Source organism: Nocardia sp. NPDC056000 (genome assembly GCF_042269265.1).
Lineage (GTDB): Bacteria > Actinomycetota > Actinomycetes > Mycobacteriales > Mycobacteriaceae > Nocardia.
In genome coordinates this window covers 112,883-127,663 of sequence record NZ_JBHJXS010000016.1, presented here as the reverse complement: position 1 = coordinate 127,663, position 14,781 = coordinate 112,883, and the positions used below count along the sequence as shown (strand labels likewise).

Below are 14,781 nucleotides of genomic sequence, written 5' to 3'. Positions count from 1 at the left end.
GAGTCTCGCTACCTTTTCCGGCCGCTGCACATCGCTTCTTTGGCCAGTTCCACCTCGTCATCGGTGAGCGGAGGCTGTGTCGGAATGATCCGCGGGACGTCGTCGCCGCGCACGCCGTTCAGCACCAGCGCCATATACCGTTGCCACACTTCGGTATTCACGGGCCGGGCGAAACCGGCGACGCCGTCGACCATGTTCACCATGGCGAAGAAATCGCCCGCCTCGATATCCGGCTGCAGCGCGCCCGCCTCCTTGGCGCGGCGGATGACCGCCTGCATTCCGGGACGCACCCGTTCCTTCATGGCGGTGAAGCGGTCCATACTGTCGTGTAGCTCCAGCACAACCTCACCGAATCCACGGTTGATGGACATGTGCCGGCAGGAGTACTCGAACAACTCCACCAGGCCCTGCCAGGGATCGGGATGGTGCAGCGCGAGCTCGACGGCCGCGGCCAGCTCGGTGACCATGGCGTCGAAGACCTCGAGAATGAGCTCCTGCTTGTTCGCGAAGCGCCGGTAGACGGTTCCGACGCCGACGCCCGCGCGTTCGGCCACATCGTCGAGGGTGACCTCGAGGCCGCGATCGGCGAAGAGTTCGCGCGCAGCGGCGATGATGCGCTGCTGATTGCGGGCCGCATCCGCCCGCAGGCGACGCGGTGGGGGCGCGGTGGTGACGTGATTCACAGCCTAATCCTAACAGGAACCGGGATTATCCGGAGGGAATCTCTCCGTTTACATGATAGCTTCGTTCAGTAAACGGAGATGGCATCTCCGCTAATCCTAGGGGACAAGGAAACCACCATGACGACAGCTCTCGAGAAAGAGAAGGCAGTAGCCGCGCCGACGACCGGAGACGGTCGCCGTGGATCACATGCCATGCGCTGGTGGGTGCTCGCCGTACTCGGCGTTGCCCAGCTGATGGTCGTACTCGATGCGACCGTCGTGAATATCGCACTCCCCGAAGCCCAGCTCGACCTCGGCTTCTCCAACGGCGACCGGCAGTGGGTCGTCACCGGATACGCCCTCGCCTTCGGCAGCCTGCTGCTGCTCGGCGGACGACTCTCCGATCTGTTCGGCCGCCGCACCACCTTCATCGTCGGCCTGATCGGCTTCGCGGCCGCCTCCGCGGTCGGTGGCGCCGCACCCTCGTTCGAGGTGCTGGTCGGTGCTCGCGTGGCCCAGGGCGTCTTCGGCGCACTGCTGGCGCCCGCCGCACTGTCGCTGCTCACCGTGACCTTCACCGAGCCCAAGGAACGCGCCAAGGCGTTCGGCATCTTCGGCGCCATCGCCGGTGCCGGCGGCGCGCTGGGTCTGCTGCTCGGCGGCGCGCTCACCGAATGGGCGTCGTGGCGCTGGGTCATGTACGTGAACCTGGTCTTCGCGGCCGTCGCACTGGTCGGCGCGATCCTGCTGCTGGCCAAGCACACCGCCACCACCCGGCCCAAGCTGGATATCCCCGGAACCCTCGCGGTCACCGCGGCGCTGTTCTCCATCGTGTACGGCTTCTCCAAGGCCGAATCCGACGGCTGGACCAACTCGGCGACGCTGGGCTTCCTGATCGGCGGCGTGGTGCTGCTCGGCGTGTTCTTCGCGCTGGAACAGCGGGTCGCCAATCCGCTGCTGCCGCTGCGCGTGGTGCTGGACCGCACCCGCGGCGCGTCCTACATGACCGTCTTCGCCATCGGCATCGGCATGTTCGCCATGTTCCTGTTCCTGACCTACTACATGCAGCAGCAGCTGGGTTACTCGCCGATCATCACCGGCGTGGCCTTCCTGCCCATGGTGGCGGGCATGGTCGCCTCCTCGACCACGGTGCCGTCGCTGCTGGTGCCCAAGGTCGGCCCGAAGGTGACCGTCGTCGCCGGATTCCTGATCGCCGCACTGGGTATGGCGCTGCTCACCCGGATCGGCGTGGACACCGCCTACGCCAGCCACATCCTGCCCAGCCTCATCCTGATGGGCGTCGGCCTGGGTACCGCGATGTCGACCGCCTTCATCGGCGCGACCTCCGGTGTGGAGCATGAGGACGCGGGCGTTGCCTCGGCGATGGTGAACACCAGCCAGCAGGTCGGCGGTTCCATCGGCACCGCACTGCTGAGCACGCTGGCCGCCACCGCCCTCGGCAACTACGTCTCCGACCACGGTCCCGCGACCCCCGCGGTACTGGCCGAAGCCGCCGTGCGCAGCTACACCACCACCTTCTGGTGGGCCGCCGCGATCTTCGTGGTCGGCGCGGTGATCACCGGTTTCATCATGCCGAACAACGTACCCGTCCCCTCCGAGGGCGAACCCGTTCTGGCGCACTGAGATTCGAACCCCGAATCACAGGAAGCGGCCCCGCTCACAACGAAGTGAGCGGGGCCGCTCCGCGCTTCCCCCACAAAGGCCGCAGCCCCGCTCACGTCAGTGAGCGGGGCTGTTTCCTTACTGAAAACCTCAGTGGCAGTTGGATGGTGCGGGCCTGCCCGCGAAACGGTCCGCCAGGTAGCCGTAGGCGTTGATCGCGCCGGGCAGGATCGCCGTGGCGTGATCGGTGCCGGGGATGATGTCGAACTGCACCGGGGTGCCGGAGGCGCAGTAGCGGCCCGCGGTCCCGAGCGCGAGATCCAGCGGCACCTGATCATTGCCGCCGTGCCATTCATAGACCGGGACCCGGGGCACGCCGGGGTAGATCTCCAGCGCGTTGTCGTGGAAGGCCGCGATGAGCGAGGGATCGTTCTCCATACCGCGATGGAAGACCTCGCTGATGGTGTGCCCGGCCCCGGCCGAGATGATGTCATCCACACAGGAATTCGCGATCCGGTCGCGCAGCGCGTACCCCGCCGGGGTCAGCGCGTTGTCGAGCGGCACCTGGCTCGGGTACTCACGCTCCATGCCGATGGCCACCGCGAACCCCAGCCCGAACAGCGGATGCGGGACATCGCCGACCTGGATGGCGATCTTGCCCGGATTCACCGGCACACCGCCCTGCGCGAGCCCGACGATATTCAGTTCCGGCGCGTACTCAGGGGCGAGCGCGCCCGCGAAGCCCGTCGCCATCGCCCCGCCGGAGTATCCGACCATGCCGACCGGGGAATTCCCCAGTCCCGCAGGAGCGAACCGTTCGGCCGCGCGAATGCCGTCTAGGGTGATCTGACCACCCATGCGAGCCGCGCCGTACGCACTGTCCGGGCCTAGATGGTCGGGGACCGCGACCGCCCAGCCCCTGGCGAGCAGCAGATTCAGCGCCGCCGACTCCTTGAGCCCGCCGTCGAACAGCGCATGCGACGGAGCGCACTGCAGCCCAAGCGAATTGACGAACGGCTGATACGAGACCAGCGGCTTGGGCCCCGGCCCGCCGGGCATGATCAGCGTGGTCATCGCGGCGATGGGCCCGCCCGATGAATCGGTGGAGTGGAACAGCAACTGCCATACCGTGGCGCCGGGCCACGGGGAGGGCACATTTCGCGACCGCAGCACATCGCCGGGTGCGGTCGAGCCGAGATTTCCTGGGGCGTAGTAGAACCCGTCGGGATCCGCGATCGGGTATATCGCTCCCGCGTGCGCCGCCGGTGCGGACGCCATGACGGCGATCGCCGCTGCGGCGATGCCGCAGCTCCGGACCAGCATGCTTCTGATCAACTGCCGCACCGCCAACTTGGCTCTCCTCGATACCGATGGGACAACTCCGGGCAAGCGGCACTATCCTCGCAGTTCCCGGGTGCTGTTCCGGTTCAGCAACACGCCGAAGGGCAACGGTTTAGCAAACTGAACAGGAGGGTAGTCGTCCCTATCGTCGGAACTCGTGTGCTCGACTGCTTCGCCACCTTGCGCACGTTGGCGGCGGAAGTTCGTAGACTGGCTCGAATGGGCCGGACATCTTCCGCGCCCGGCGACTTCGGGGGAGCGATGTGGCGGCACGGCGACGATTGGGGGCAGGTGGTGAGTGAGGAGCTAGCGGGCCGGAAACCGTTGGATCGCGCGGTGGCACATCGATTCGATAGTGTCGTTCCACTGGGCACATCCGTGCTGACCACGTTCAGTAGGTTCGAATGGGTATCGGTTCGAAGGACTGAGGAGGGCGCTTACAGCTATGCGGTGGCGAACGTAGTGGCGGTGTCCCCGTGATCCTGATGACCAGCCGGGCACAGGCGATACGGAAGGGAGGTGCGAGCATGGCGCATGATCGGGCCGGGCGACCGGCGCGCGCCACGGACCTCGAGGATATCGCGCACTTGGTGACGGCCTACTACAGCCGGATTCCCGATCCGGCGGATCCGGCGCAGCTGGTCACCTTCGGCACCTCGGGTCATCGCGGGTCGAGTCTGGACAACGCGTTCAACGAGGCGCACATTCTCGCCATCACCCAGGCCATCGTCGAATATCGCGCCACCCGCGGCATCACCGGCCCGGTGTATCTGGCGCGCGATACGCACGCGCTGTCCGAACCGGCCTGGACCACCGCGCTGGAGGTGCTCGCCGCCAATGACGTCACCGCCATTATCGATTCGCGTGACAGGTACACGCCCACACCGGCTTTGAGTCATGCGGTGCTGCGGCACAATCGCGGCGGCACCCGGCATCAGGCCGATGGCATCGTGGTGACGCCCTCGCACAATCCGCCGCGTGACGGCGGGTTCAAATACAATCCGCCGCACGGTGGACCGGCAGATACCGTCGCCACCGACGCGATTGCCGCGCGCGCCAACGAGCTGTTGCGCGGCGGGCTGGCCGATGTGCGGCGCACCAGTCTCGCGCATGCCCTGGCTCATAAGGTCGAACGCTACGACTATCTCGATCGGTATATCGGGGACCTACCCAATGTGCTGAATCTGGACGCGATTCGGGGTGCCGGGATTCGCCTCGGCGCCGATCCGATGGGCGGCGCGAGCGTGGACTACTGGGAGGAGATCGGGCAGCGGTACGACCTCGAACTCGAGGTGGTCAATCCGTTCGTCGATCCGACCTGGCGCTTCATGACCCTGGACAGTGACGGCAAGATCCGGATGGATCCGTCCTCGCGCTATGCCATGGCCTCGCTGGTGGCGATTCGCGACGATTACGACATCTCCACGGGTAATGACGCCGATGCCGACCGGCACGGCATCGTGACTCCCGATGCGGGACTGATGAATCCGAATCACTTCCTGGCGGTGGCGATCGAATATCTGATCGCCAACCGGATGGGCTGGGACGCACTGACCAAGATCGGTAAGACGGTGGTCACCTCGTCGATGATCGATCGCGTGGTGGGTGTGCTCGGCCGCGATGTCTACGAGGTGCCGGTCGGGTTCAAATGGTTCGTGCCCGGATTGTTCAGCGGCAGCCTGGCTTTCGGCGGTGAGGAGAGCGCGGGCGCATCCTTCTTGCGCATGGACGGCACCGTGTGGACCACCGATAAGGACGGCATTCTGCTGGCATTGCTGGCCGCGGAGATCACCGCCGTGACCGGGCAGAGCCCGTCCACGCGCTATACCGAACTCGAGAAGCGCTACGGCAGTCCGGCCTACAACCGGGTGGACGCGAGCGCCACCGTGGAACAGAAGGCGCGGCTGGCGGCGTTGACGCCGGACATGATCACCGCGAAAGAGATAGCCGGGGAGCCGATCACCGGCATCCAGACCAGGGCGCGGGGCAATGGCGCGGCGCTGGGCGGGGTGAAGGTCACCACCGAGAACGCCTGGTTCGCCGCCCGGCCCTCGGGCACCGAGGACAAATACAAGATCTACGCGGAATCGTTCCAAGGCCCCGAGCATCTGACACAGGTGCAGGCGGCCGCGGAGGAGATGGTGGGACGGGCGCTAGCTGGTGAATAGATCCAAGGCTCTACCGGTCGAGATCTGGGTGCTGGTGGGAGCCGCGTTCACCATTGCCATCGGATTCGGTCTGGTCGCACCCGCGCTACCGCAGTTCGCCCGGAGTTTCGGGGTCGGTGTCGCGGCGGCGTCGTTCATCGTCAGTGCGTTCGCGCTCATGCGGCTGGTGTTCGCGCCGCTGGGCGGGCGGCTGGTGCAGAAGCTCGGTGAGCGGCCGGTGTATCTGACCGGTTTGATCATCGTGGCGATTTCCACCGGCGCGTGCGCGTTCGCCCAAAGTTATTGGCAGCTGCTGGTGTTGCGGTCGCTCGGCGGTATCGGGTCGACCATGTTCACGGTGTCCTCGCTGGCGCTGGTGATCCGGATTTCGCCGCCGCTGGAGCGCGGGCGGGTGTCGGGGGTGTACTCGACGAGCTTCCTGATCGGCTCGATCAGCGGGCCGCTGGTGGGTGGTGCGCTGTCGTTCCTCGGGCTGCGTGCGCCATTCATCATCTATTGCATCGCGCTGCTCATCGCCAGCTTGATCGTGTATGTGGCGCTGCGGGATTCGCCGCTGGCGGTCCCGGAGGCGGCCAATGGTTCCGCGGTCATGACATTCCGGGAGGGGCTGGCGCGGCCCGCGTACCGGGCGGCGCTGTGGGCGAATTTCGGTAATGGCGCGGCGGTTTTCGGTGTGCGAATGGCATTGGTGCCGTTGATCGTGGTGGAGGTGCTGCACAAGGACGCGGGGTTGGCGGGTGTCGCGCTGACGGTGTTCGCGGCCGGTAATGCCGCGGTGCTGTTCCTGTCCGGCCGATGGTCAGATCAGCTGGGCCGCAAGCCGTTCCTGATCGCCGGGACGCTGGTGTGCGCGCTGGGTACGGCCGGGCTGGGGTTGGCCTCGACGTTCCCATGGCTGCTGGTGGCCTCGTGTATCGCGGGGATCGGGTCCGGAATGTTCTCGCCCGCTCTGCAGGCCGCGGTCGCCGATATCGTCGGGCCCGGGGTGCGCGGCGGGCCCGTGCTGGCGGGGTATCAGATGTCCGCGGATCTGGGCACGTTCCTGGGACCGTATCTGATCGGCATGCTCGCCGATCAGGTGTCCTACGGGGTGGCGCTCGGGGTCACCGGCGTCATTCTGGCGTCGGCTTCGGCGGTGTGGCTGGCGGTTCCGGAAACCCTGCGGCGCAGGGAACCCGCCGTCACCACCGGGGCGTAGCCGCCCGGATCTCGCGGCCGGGGCGACACGCTCGCGGGGCCGCCTGGCCGATGCGGGTGGTTGTGGTGCAGAGTGTGCGGGGTGAACGCACCGTCTTCGAAACACACCCCGCGGCCGGTATCGAGCAAGACCACCTACGCCCTCGGCGCAGTGGCCGTGGTGGTGGTCGCGTTGATCATCTTCGCTGTCTCCCAATGGAATAAGGGCGGCAGCGATTCGATCCGCAATGACGGCTACGGACCTTCCCACAATCCCGGCGTCTCGGTGGCCATGGACTCCGACGGCGCGATCGTCCTGGGCAAGCCGGACGCCACCAAAACCATTGACGTCTATGAAGACCCGCTGTGCCCCGCCTGCGGTCAGCTGGAGAAGCTGTACGGCCAGGAAATCGCCCAGCAGGTCGACGAGGGCAAATTCGCGGTCCGGTACCGCCTCGTCAATTTCCTGGACTCCAAGTCCAGCAGCAAGGACTACTCCACCCGCGCCATCGCGGCCAACGAGTGCGTAGCCCAGGCCGGTGACGGCCCCGCCTACGCCAAATTCCACTCCCTGCTCTTCACCACCCAGCAGCCCTCCGAAGGCGGCTCCGACCACAACAACCAGGAACTCGTAGCCATCGCCAAGGACGCCGGCGCCTCCGCCGACGCCCTCACCTGCATCACCAAGGGCGACCGCCTCGACTCCGCCCGCAACCACGCCGAATCCGCCATGAAGGCCCTCACCTCCGCCTCCGGCGACCGCGTAGCCACCCCCTCGATCTTCCTCGACGGCAAGAAGATCGACGTGAACAACGAAGACTGGGTCCAGAACGCCGCCAAGTAATTCCGGCTACCCGGCGCTGCCGTTCGGGTGGGGTGCGGCCGTTCGGGTCGGCCGCACCCCCGAGGAGTCGTGTGCCAGGCGCGACTCCGGGTGTTGTGGTGCAAGAGAATTGGTGGGGCGCGGCCCATCGGGGCCACAGGAGAGCCGCGCCCCGGGCAGGGAACCGTGCTGGCAGCGCGGTCCCTTGGTCAGGGGCGGACTCGATTGAGCGGGAATAGGTTTCGGATCGAGGCGGACCTGCGGTGGTGCTGTCGTGGTGCGTGATCGGCTGCGTCTCGATCGTCGTGGTGGGGTAGTGGGTGGTGTGGACGGCGGTGCCGCGCGGCGGCGCTCACCGGGGTGCGGGGCGAGCCGGGGTGGCGGGGATGTCGTTCTCGGGGGTGGTGCGGGTTAGTTGGGGGTGGAGTAGGACGTGGGTGTCCAGGGGGTAGCAGATATCGGTGTTGAAGGGGCGGAAGGGGATTGGGGGATCCAGGGCCCCTTCGGGAGCCAGGTGCAGGTGCGGGGTAGCAACGGTGGGTGCGTCTATATCGGTGTGCGGGAAGAGATATCGCGCGCCCTCGCGAATGGTTTCGTGGGATTCGCCGGTCGGGTCGATCCAGCGCATGCGATCGGTATCGGCGAGATAAACACGCCAGGGCTGTTTCCCGCTGTCCGCGAGCGCCTTGAGCCGGTGGTGATGCGAGCACAGCACCGCGCGCGGAGCTGCGCTGGTCTGCGGTGCACGGCGCAGACGCAGCGGATCGAACTGCGTCACCAGTGTTTCCGCGGCGGGCATGGTGCAACCGGGGAATCGACACAGACCGTCGAAGGCCCGGATCTCACGCGGCGGAGCCGCCGAGAACGGATGCAGCACAGGCGCATTCGCCGATGCGGGAGTCGGCCGACGCTTCGAACCCGCAGGGTGCGCCCCAGGCACTCCGGTGCCCGCCGCCCGGCGAGCGGCCGCCCGCAGCGCTTCCGGCGATCCGGCATCCGCCTGCTCCGCCGCAGACCGCAAAACCTCGGCGTCAGCCGGATTCATCTGCGCCCCACCGCGTCGCAGCCCTTCGGTCGAGCTCGAGGCTGCCTCGGCCGCACCAGTCCGCAGATATTGCGATGCGCGCGAAACGGCTTGAACCGCATCGGATTGCGCACCGTCCGACGAGCTCGACGCCGTATGTTCTACCGTGCTCCGTGCGCCCTCCGTTGCGCGTACCTCTATCGCGGGCCGCAGATCTCCCGGTGAGTTCGCGGCCGCCACTCCCGCATCGTGTCGAGCGGCGTCGGCCAGGCTGGACACCGCTTGTTGCGCGGCGCGGCGCAGTTCATCGGAGACGCCCGAGTCGGCTCGTGCGATTCTGCGCAATGCCATCGCCGCGAAATCGTCCTGCTGTGCGGCGGGTTGCGGCGCGACCGGATCGGTAGGCCGCCTGGTCGCGCTGAGCGGATCGGGTGTCGGCGCATGGGACTGTCCGCCCGGCATCCCCGGGATGCGTTCCCATGGGGCTTTCGGCGTGATCGCGCGGCGAGCGGTCGGTGCGTCGGGTTCGGACGGTGAATCCGGGAGTGCTTGGGGTGCACTGGGTTTCGGTTCGGTGCGGGCGCGCTTTGTTCCTGCGGGGTGATTCGCCCGGCTTCGTGCGGCGGGCGAATCCGGTTCGCTCTCCGGTTCGGCCGGGGCGAAGTATTCCGGAATCACCTGGAAGCGTGCGTGTTCGGCGAGGGTGCGGGCGAGAGCGGCGTCGACGGGTCCGTAGCCGGAGAGGTAGGCCGGATCGTCGCGGAGCCCGAGCAGCGTGTCCGAGGACATGCCGACCTGAATGAGCGGCCGGCGCGGAGCCGAGGGCGCTCCAGCCTGCGGGCAGTACTTACCGCGCGTGCAACCGCAGCGCAGGCGACCGGTCCCGTCGGCGAGCGCGACCAGTGCGTCTGCGCGCCGCTGCGGCATGCTGCGCGGATCATCCTCGCAGACTTGAAGACTCATCTCGCGCAGCCGCATGGCCAGTGTCTGCGCCCCGGCCGCCGGGAGCAATCCGTCGAAAACCGCCATTCCGTCTGCCACGGCGCGAATGCGCACATCGCGATCGGTCTCACGTTCTTCACGCCGCTGTTGTTCCCCCGCGCTGTCGAGGCGAATGATCCACCGCCGCGCCGTCTGCCGCAGCCGCCCCGGATCGGTCCGGGTAGCAGCGTCGATAAGCTTGGGCTCCAACGCTTCTCGCACCTCGCGCGTGAGCCCCCGCATGGCCTCGGCGATCACCTGCACCCGAGACAGATCGATCCGCCCGGCAGCGAACGCCTTCCGAGTCTGCGGTAGCGAATCCAACGCCAACCCGATATCGATGAGCGCCGCCGCCACCCCCTCGGACACATGCACCGCGACCGCCACCTCCGCGGCCGCGAACTCCCCGGCCCGCACCCCGCCCGGCCCGGGTTCGGCATTCTCGGCCCGATGCCGCCGATACACCTCCCGAATAGCCGTGATCTCCGCCGCCTGCGCAAACGCCGCCGCCCCATGCGCCCGCCGCAGTGCCTCGATCAGCTCCCCATCGCCCATAGCCTCCGCCTCTCCGCTATCGAACATGTGTTCGACCCTACCCCCAGAAGATCGCCCCCGCCACCCTTTGTGCAGGCGATTTGGTTTGCCCAACCCGCATCGTGTAACTTCGTTCAAGCAAGCGGGGCACGCCCCGCAAGCAAATCCACACATGGGGCTATGGCGCAGCTGGTAGCGCACCACACTGGCAGTGTGGGGGTCAGGGGTTCGAGTCCCCTTAGCTCCACCCATGCAAAAGGCCAGATCCGAGCAATTTCGGATCTGGCCTTTTGCGTTTCGCCCGCGTTCGAATTGTCCGATTGACGACACGTTTGACGACAACTCACCCCGCAGCGTCGTCGGCCGGAGCATCGAACAGGTTCCCCATCGAGTCCAGCGCGTCACGCTTGACCGACTCGATCACCTCCACGTAGATGCCCGTGGTCACCCCAATCGCGCTGTGCCGCAAGATCCGCTGCACCGTCACCGCCTCCACGCCCTCGGTGAACAACAACGTGGCGCACGAATGCCGCAGATCATGTACCCGCACCTGCGGCACACCGGCCTTCTCGCACAGCCGATGGAACATCCGATTGACGTTGCGCGGCTCGATCGGCCGACCGAACGGGGTGGTGAACACGAGCCCCGAATCCCGCCACCGGTCACCGGCCGCAAACCGCTCCTCCAACTGCCGCTTTCGATGCTCACGCAGGATGGCGACCAGTGGAAGCGCCAACGACGCCGACTCCAGGCCGCGAAGCCCCGGACACTGGCTATCCGGGGAACCACCGGTCACCCGGTGCGGACGACGTCCTTCCGCCCGCATCGGGTCACCGCCACGGTTTGCCCTGAGACGCTGCCGAATTCGCCTTATATCTATAGATAGAGGAGGTCGGTGCCTGGTCGGCTTCTATCGAACAGTGGCCGGGGTTCCCCACCTTCCTCATGGCCCAATCGTCTCGCTCCAGCCGAACGAGTCAAGGACCACCTACGGCGTCCGCTACGCGGTGCTGCGCATCCTTGACACGCCCGACTTCCGCTGAGGGCGGCCAGTATGAGGAAGGCGGGGGAGAGTAGTCAGGGGCGGATAGACAACCTATCCGCAATGGATGAAGACACGCCGGGGAATTGCCGGGCACTTGGTCTCTGTGCGAAGCTATTTGGCTGCCCGCACGATGGGAGCCACACAAGATGTGAAGGTTCGAGAGAGGCGAGGGCGTGGAAGAGGAAGACGTAGCGCAGGTACGGAAATGGGTCGACCGGCTAGAAGGATTCATCGCAAGCCTGGACGCCCTTGAGGGTGGTGACCCGATCGAATTCTGCGGAAACGCTATGGAAACGTGGCAGGGCGGTGTTTCGAAGGACACCGCGCCGCTGCCGACCAGTCCGGCGATGGTCATTGTTGTCGAGGCCATGCGTGCACTTGCCCAGGTGATGAGCGCGGCGGTAAACGATCACATGAACACCCCTGATGTGCGGGACCGGATGACACGGGCCACTGCCCAAGGTTCTCTTCAAGCCGCACTGGACGGCATCGTGCGAGACAGTCACCGCTGGCTCTCCGAGGGCTTGCCTTCCCAGCACGAGACTCAGGACCGCATCGCGTCCGCGGTCGCTGGCATAAAGGCAGTTCAGGAGGCTGCTCAGCAGCAGATGGATCAAGAAGCTGCGGCCGACGAAGCTGCCGACGCGGACCCATACGGTGCGATACTGGGTTACCGCGATCCCAATGTCGATGCGGCAATCATATTCACGAAGGTGTGCTCGTTCAGCGAAGACGAAAACAAGCGTTACCGTGATTCGTACGACCGGCTTCGGCGGATGTTGGACAGTGAGCTCTTGCGGCACGTCTCGGATGAAAGCGATAGATTCTGCGATGTACTGGTCGGAGTGCTCACCGACCTACGAAACAACCAAATCGCGTTTGCCGATGAGGATGCCCTCGACGAGCGTCGGCGTAGGTTGCGTTCGGCGTTGATCTCGTTCACCAGTGCACTACACAGCCACAAGGATCAGTCTATTCGTTCCGTGCGTGATTCCTTCGGTCGAAAGACCCCGCAAGAGAAAGCAGTGTTGGACCTGTTCAACGAGTTGCTGAGCACGTCGTTCGAGTATCGCTGGTTAGTGAAGATGCGCGATGCGTTGCTGCACGGCGATATCAACGCATTCAAATATGACTTCACGGCACGGCTGCACGGGGAACCTGCGGTGAACGTTTATATGGACAAGGACTACATGCTCCGCTTCACCAAGGAGGCCAGGGAGACCTGGCTAAAGCGTAGCAAGCTGGAGCAAATGACTTCCGATCCCAGCGTGCTGGACATGATCAAGACCATCCAGCCGATTATCGGCGAGCTGCAACAGAAGCTCGACGCGATCCTGTACCCGGACACGGCCGGTGACGCCGCCACCGTAAAGGAACTGATCAGCCGATTCAACGGCAGGCGCGGGTTGTATGCGCTGCAGACTGGCCCGGGCTTCACGCGTAGGGTGCGGGTGCCTCCCTACATGCCTCTTGCGCCGCGAGTACTGCACTTCGCAGACAGCTACGACGCCGGCCAACGGCCTCCGGAGTAGAGGGCCGCACGACGACACCTCCGACGACAACGACGACGACAATGGTGCATCGGAGGCACATCAGGATCCTGCGATTATGTGAAACGTATTGCCTGGTCAGGCGTTTGGCCCGCTCCTGGCAGTGTGGGGGTCAGGGGTTCGAGTCCCCTTAGCTCCACCCATCGCAAAAGGCCGGATCCGAAGATTTTCGGATCCGGCCTTTTGCGTTTCGCACCCTGGATTTCCCCGATTCATGCCACCGGTCACCGGCCGATCTGCGCCGAGACCGTCGGCCGGTGTCCTCTCCGCGGTGGCTTCGCCATGCCTCCTTCCTCCCAAGCGCGGGCCTGTAGAGGAATCAGGAGAAGAGAAGTCGGCAGCTTGCGATCCGCATGCACTACCGAGCTTCGATTCCGGTGTCCCGCTATCGTCGTCCCAGTGAGCGACTTGCCTTCTGGCCTAACACCTTTCGAACTGGCTACCTATGTCTGCAAACAGATCGATGCAGGGCACGCGTACGCGCAACGCCGCAAGCACCAGAACCGGCGGCGTTCAGTCGTTCTGCGAGTAGCGGCCATTGCGCTATCCGCAGCATCCACGATCATCCTCGGACTGCAAAACCTCGACCCGTGGACCGGCACGGCCTTCGCACTTGTCGCCGTCGTGACCGCCATCAGTGCGCTGGAACCCTTCTTCGCGTGGCGCTCACTGTGGGTGGCGATGGAGAAGGCGTCGTATCGATTCCATCGAATTCGAGACGCTCTGGAGTTCTACGTGGCCAATACGCCCGCGGATCAGCTCGATGTGGCACAGATTCGAGCGACGTTCGATGAGTACCAACGAATTTGGGAGGACCTCAGCACCAGTTGGCTGAGATTCCGCGAGGACGGCGACCGGTGACCTTGTTGGTCACGTGCGAGGTCATGGCTGTTGCCATCCGAGCCGGGCTCCATTGACTGCATCAGTCCAGGCCCCTCCAGTCGTTATGGCTTTCGGATGACCGCTGAGATCATCCTCGATGGGGACCGTGTACCTGCTGCCGGTGTCCACACAGATCACGTCGGCGATCTTGACCAAAGCCGGTAGATCGTCAGGCGCGAAATGGTCGGTGCTTGGGGCAATCACCTCGTTCACGCATTCTGTGTAGGCGAGATTCATCAGGCGATTGATCACAGCGCCAGGACGCTTCGGGTCGCCGTAGTAGACCAGTACCAGCGACCATCCACGCTCTTCAACGAACCTGTGGATACGTTCCGCGTCCTGTTGCCACTGTTCGCCTGACACAGTGGGGCGAAGGAATCCGATCACGTGGTTGGTCATGGGCGTATCCCGGCATAGTCGCGATACACAGGACGGGTGATCGCGAGTCGGCCCCGATCGGTGCAGCGCCAGCGTGCAGGGCCTTGCAGCGTGCCCATCGCCAGCCCGGTGCGAGACAGCCGCATCAGGGCCCGGTGGATCGAGGTCTCGGGCAGTCCTGTCGCACGGCAGAGTTGTCGGACTGTAAGGGCCTGCGATGCGTCCATGTTCGACAGTGCGCCAAGCACTTTCGCTTCCTGTTCGGTGAATGCCATCGCTCACCGCCCTCGACTGATCGGGACGTAGATGCATGGCGATTCGGAAGCCAGTCGCGCCTGGATATCGGCAACGGTCAGCCGAGTTACGGGACGGTCGCTGCCAGAGAGAAGGCGGCCGGTCGCGGCGGCGGCGAATACCACTAGCGATATGAGCGTGATGGCAAGAAGGATGTCCATGTCCGGCAGCTCCCCGTATTCGGCGGTCGTTGCAGCGTGCCCAGATACCGCGAGCTCGTGGGGTGCAAGGCCCGCCCGGCATTAGGGCTGACTTCCAGTCCACTGCACACAGAGCGGTCGGCAGTAGACGCGCGGGACG

The 14,781-nt window shown here is 65.5% G+C and carries 12 protein-coding genes and 1 tRNA gene; 7 read left to right on the top strand and 6 right to left on the bottom strand.

All coding sequences use genetic code 11. The features are described from left to right. Nucleotides 1-8: 8 nt before the first annotated feature. Nucleotides 9-683: a TetR/AcrR family transcriptional regulator gene (locus ACFC4D_RS38835; protein WP_375966312.1), complete on the bottom strand. Its 675-nt coding sequence runs from the start codon at nucleotides 681-683 to the stop codon at nucleotides 9-11. Between the two features lie 117 nt (nucleotides 684-800). Between ACFC4D_RS38835 and ACFC4D_RS38830 the strand changes: the two genes are divergently transcribed. Next, entirely contained in the window at nucleotides 801-2,306 is a 1,506-nt protein-coding gene (locus ACFC4D_RS38830) for an MFS transporter (RefSeq protein WP_364638980.1), read from the top strand. A gap of 129 nt (nucleotides 2,307-2,435) precedes the next feature. On the opposite strand, the gene ACFC4D_RS38825 is transcribed toward ACFC4D_RS38830, so the two are convergent. Beyond that, entirely contained in the window at nucleotides 2,436-3,608 is a 1,173-nt protein-coding gene (locus tag ACFC4D_RS38825) for a lipase family protein (protein ID WP_375966315.1), read from the bottom strand. Nucleotides 3,609-4,153: 545 nt separating this feature from the next. Between ACFC4D_RS38825 and pgm the strand changes: the two genes are divergently transcribed. The 3 genes from pgm to ACFC4D_RS38810 all read left to right on the top strand — a co-directional run bounded on the left by pgm (nucleotide 4,154) and on the right by ACFC4D_RS38810 (nucleotide 7,814). Then, nucleotides 4,154-5,794, top strand: a complete 1,641-nt coding sequence (gene pgm, locus ACFC4D_RS38820) for a phosphoglucomutase (alpha-D-glucose-1,6-bisphosphate-dependent) (RefSeq protein ID WP_375966317.1) — start codon at nucleotides 4,154-4,156, stop codon at nucleotides 5,792-5,794. Then, entirely contained in the window at nucleotides 5,784-6,992 is a 1,209-nt protein-coding gene (locus ACFC4D_RS38815; RefSeq protein WP_376071233.1) for an MFS transporter, read from the top strand. The genes pgm and ACFC4D_RS38815 overlap by 11 nt, the downstream gene beginning before the upstream one ends. Before the next feature lie 81 nt (nucleotides 6,993-7,073). After that, complete coding sequence (locus tag ACFC4D_RS38810) at nucleotides 7,074-7,814, top strand: DsbA family protein (protein ID WP_376071005.1); 741 nt, start codon at nucleotides 7,074-7,076, stop codon at nucleotides 7,812-7,814. Between the two features lie 331 nt (nucleotides 7,815-8,145). Here the strand turns inward: ACFC4D_RS38810 and ACFC4D_RS38805 are convergent, their stop codons facing one another. Continuing rightward, nucleotides 8,146-10,380: a DUF222 domain-containing protein gene (locus ACFC4D_RS38805; protein ID WP_376071002.1), complete on the bottom strand. Its 2,235-nt coding sequence runs from the start codon at nucleotides 10,378-10,380 to the stop codon at nucleotides 8,146-8,148. A gap of 126 nt (nucleotides 10,381-10,506) precedes the next feature. Between ACFC4D_RS38805 and ACFC4D_RS38800 the strand changes: the two genes are divergently transcribed. Beyond that, nucleotides 10,507-10,579: transfer RNA gene (locus ACFC4D_RS38800), tRNA-Ala, on the top strand. Nucleotides 10,580-10,675: 96 nt separating this feature from the next. On the opposite strand, the gene ACFC4D_RS38795 is transcribed toward ACFC4D_RS38800, so the two are convergent. Then, complete coding sequence (locus tag ACFC4D_RS38795; RefSeq protein WP_376070999.1) at nucleotides 10,676-11,068, bottom strand: tyrosine-type recombinase/integrase; 393 nt, start codon at nucleotides 11,066-11,068, stop codon at nucleotides 10,676-10,678. A gap of 482 nt (nucleotides 11,069-11,550) precedes the next feature. Here ACFC4D_RS38795 and ACFC4D_RS38790 point away from each other — a divergent pair, with 482 nt between their 5' ends. Then, nucleotides 11,551-12,909, top strand: a complete 1,359-nt coding sequence (locus ACFC4D_RS38790; protein ID WP_376070996.1) for a hypothetical protein — start codon at nucleotides 11,551-11,553, stop codon at nucleotides 12,907-12,909. Nucleotides 12,910-13,326: 417 nt separating this feature from the next. After that, entirely contained in the window at nucleotides 13,327-13,788 is a 462-nt protein-coding gene (locus ACFC4D_RS38785; protein ID WP_376070994.1) for an SLATT domain-containing protein, read from the top strand. 21 nt (nucleotides 13,789-13,809) lie between these two features. Here the strand turns inward: ACFC4D_RS38785 and ACFC4D_RS38780 are convergent, their stop codons facing one another. Both ACFC4D_RS38780 and ACFC4D_RS38775 read right to left on the bottom strand, forming a co-directional pair. Continuing rightward, entirely contained in the window at nucleotides 13,810-14,208 is a 399-nt protein-coding gene (locus ACFC4D_RS38780) for a hypothetical protein (RefSeq protein ID WP_376070992.1), read from the bottom strand. Next, nucleotides 14,205-14,462 carry a MarR family transcriptional regulator gene (locus tag ACFC4D_RS38775; protein ID WP_376070990.1) on the bottom strand — a complete coding sequence of 86 codons (258 nt, stop codon included), beginning with the start codon at nucleotides 14,460-14,462 and terminating at the stop codon, nucleotides 14,205-14,207. Before ACFC4D_RS38775 ends, ACFC4D_RS38780 begins: the two co-directional genes overlap by 4 nt. Nucleotides 14,463-14,781 lie beyond the last annotated feature (319 nt).

Coding starts and splice junctions, on each gene's coding strand:
- ACFC4D_RS38830 (WP_364638980.1), top strand. CDS start 801: ATGACGACAGCTCTCGAGAAAGAGAAGGCAGTAGCCGCGCCGACGACC.
- ACFC4D_RS38825 (WP_375966315.1), bottom strand. CDS start 3,608: ATGCTGGTCCGGAGCTGCGGCATCGCCGCAGCGGCGATCGCCGTCATG.
- pgm (WP_375966317.1), top strand. CDS start 4,154: ATGGCGCATGATCGGGCCGGGCGACCGGCGCGCGCCACGGACCTCGAG.
- ACFC4D_RS38805 (WP_376071002.1), bottom strand. CDS start 10,380: ATGTTCGATAGCGGAGAGGCGGAGGCTATGGGCGATGGGGAGCTGATC.
- ACFC4D_RS38780 (WP_376070992.1), bottom strand. CDS start 14,208: ATGACCAACCACGTGATCGGATTCCTTCGCCCCACTGTGTCAGGCGAA.
- ACFC4D_RS38775 (WP_376070990.1), bottom strand. CDS start 14,462: ATGGCATTCACCGAACAGGAAGCGAAAGTGCTTGGCGCACTGTCGAAC.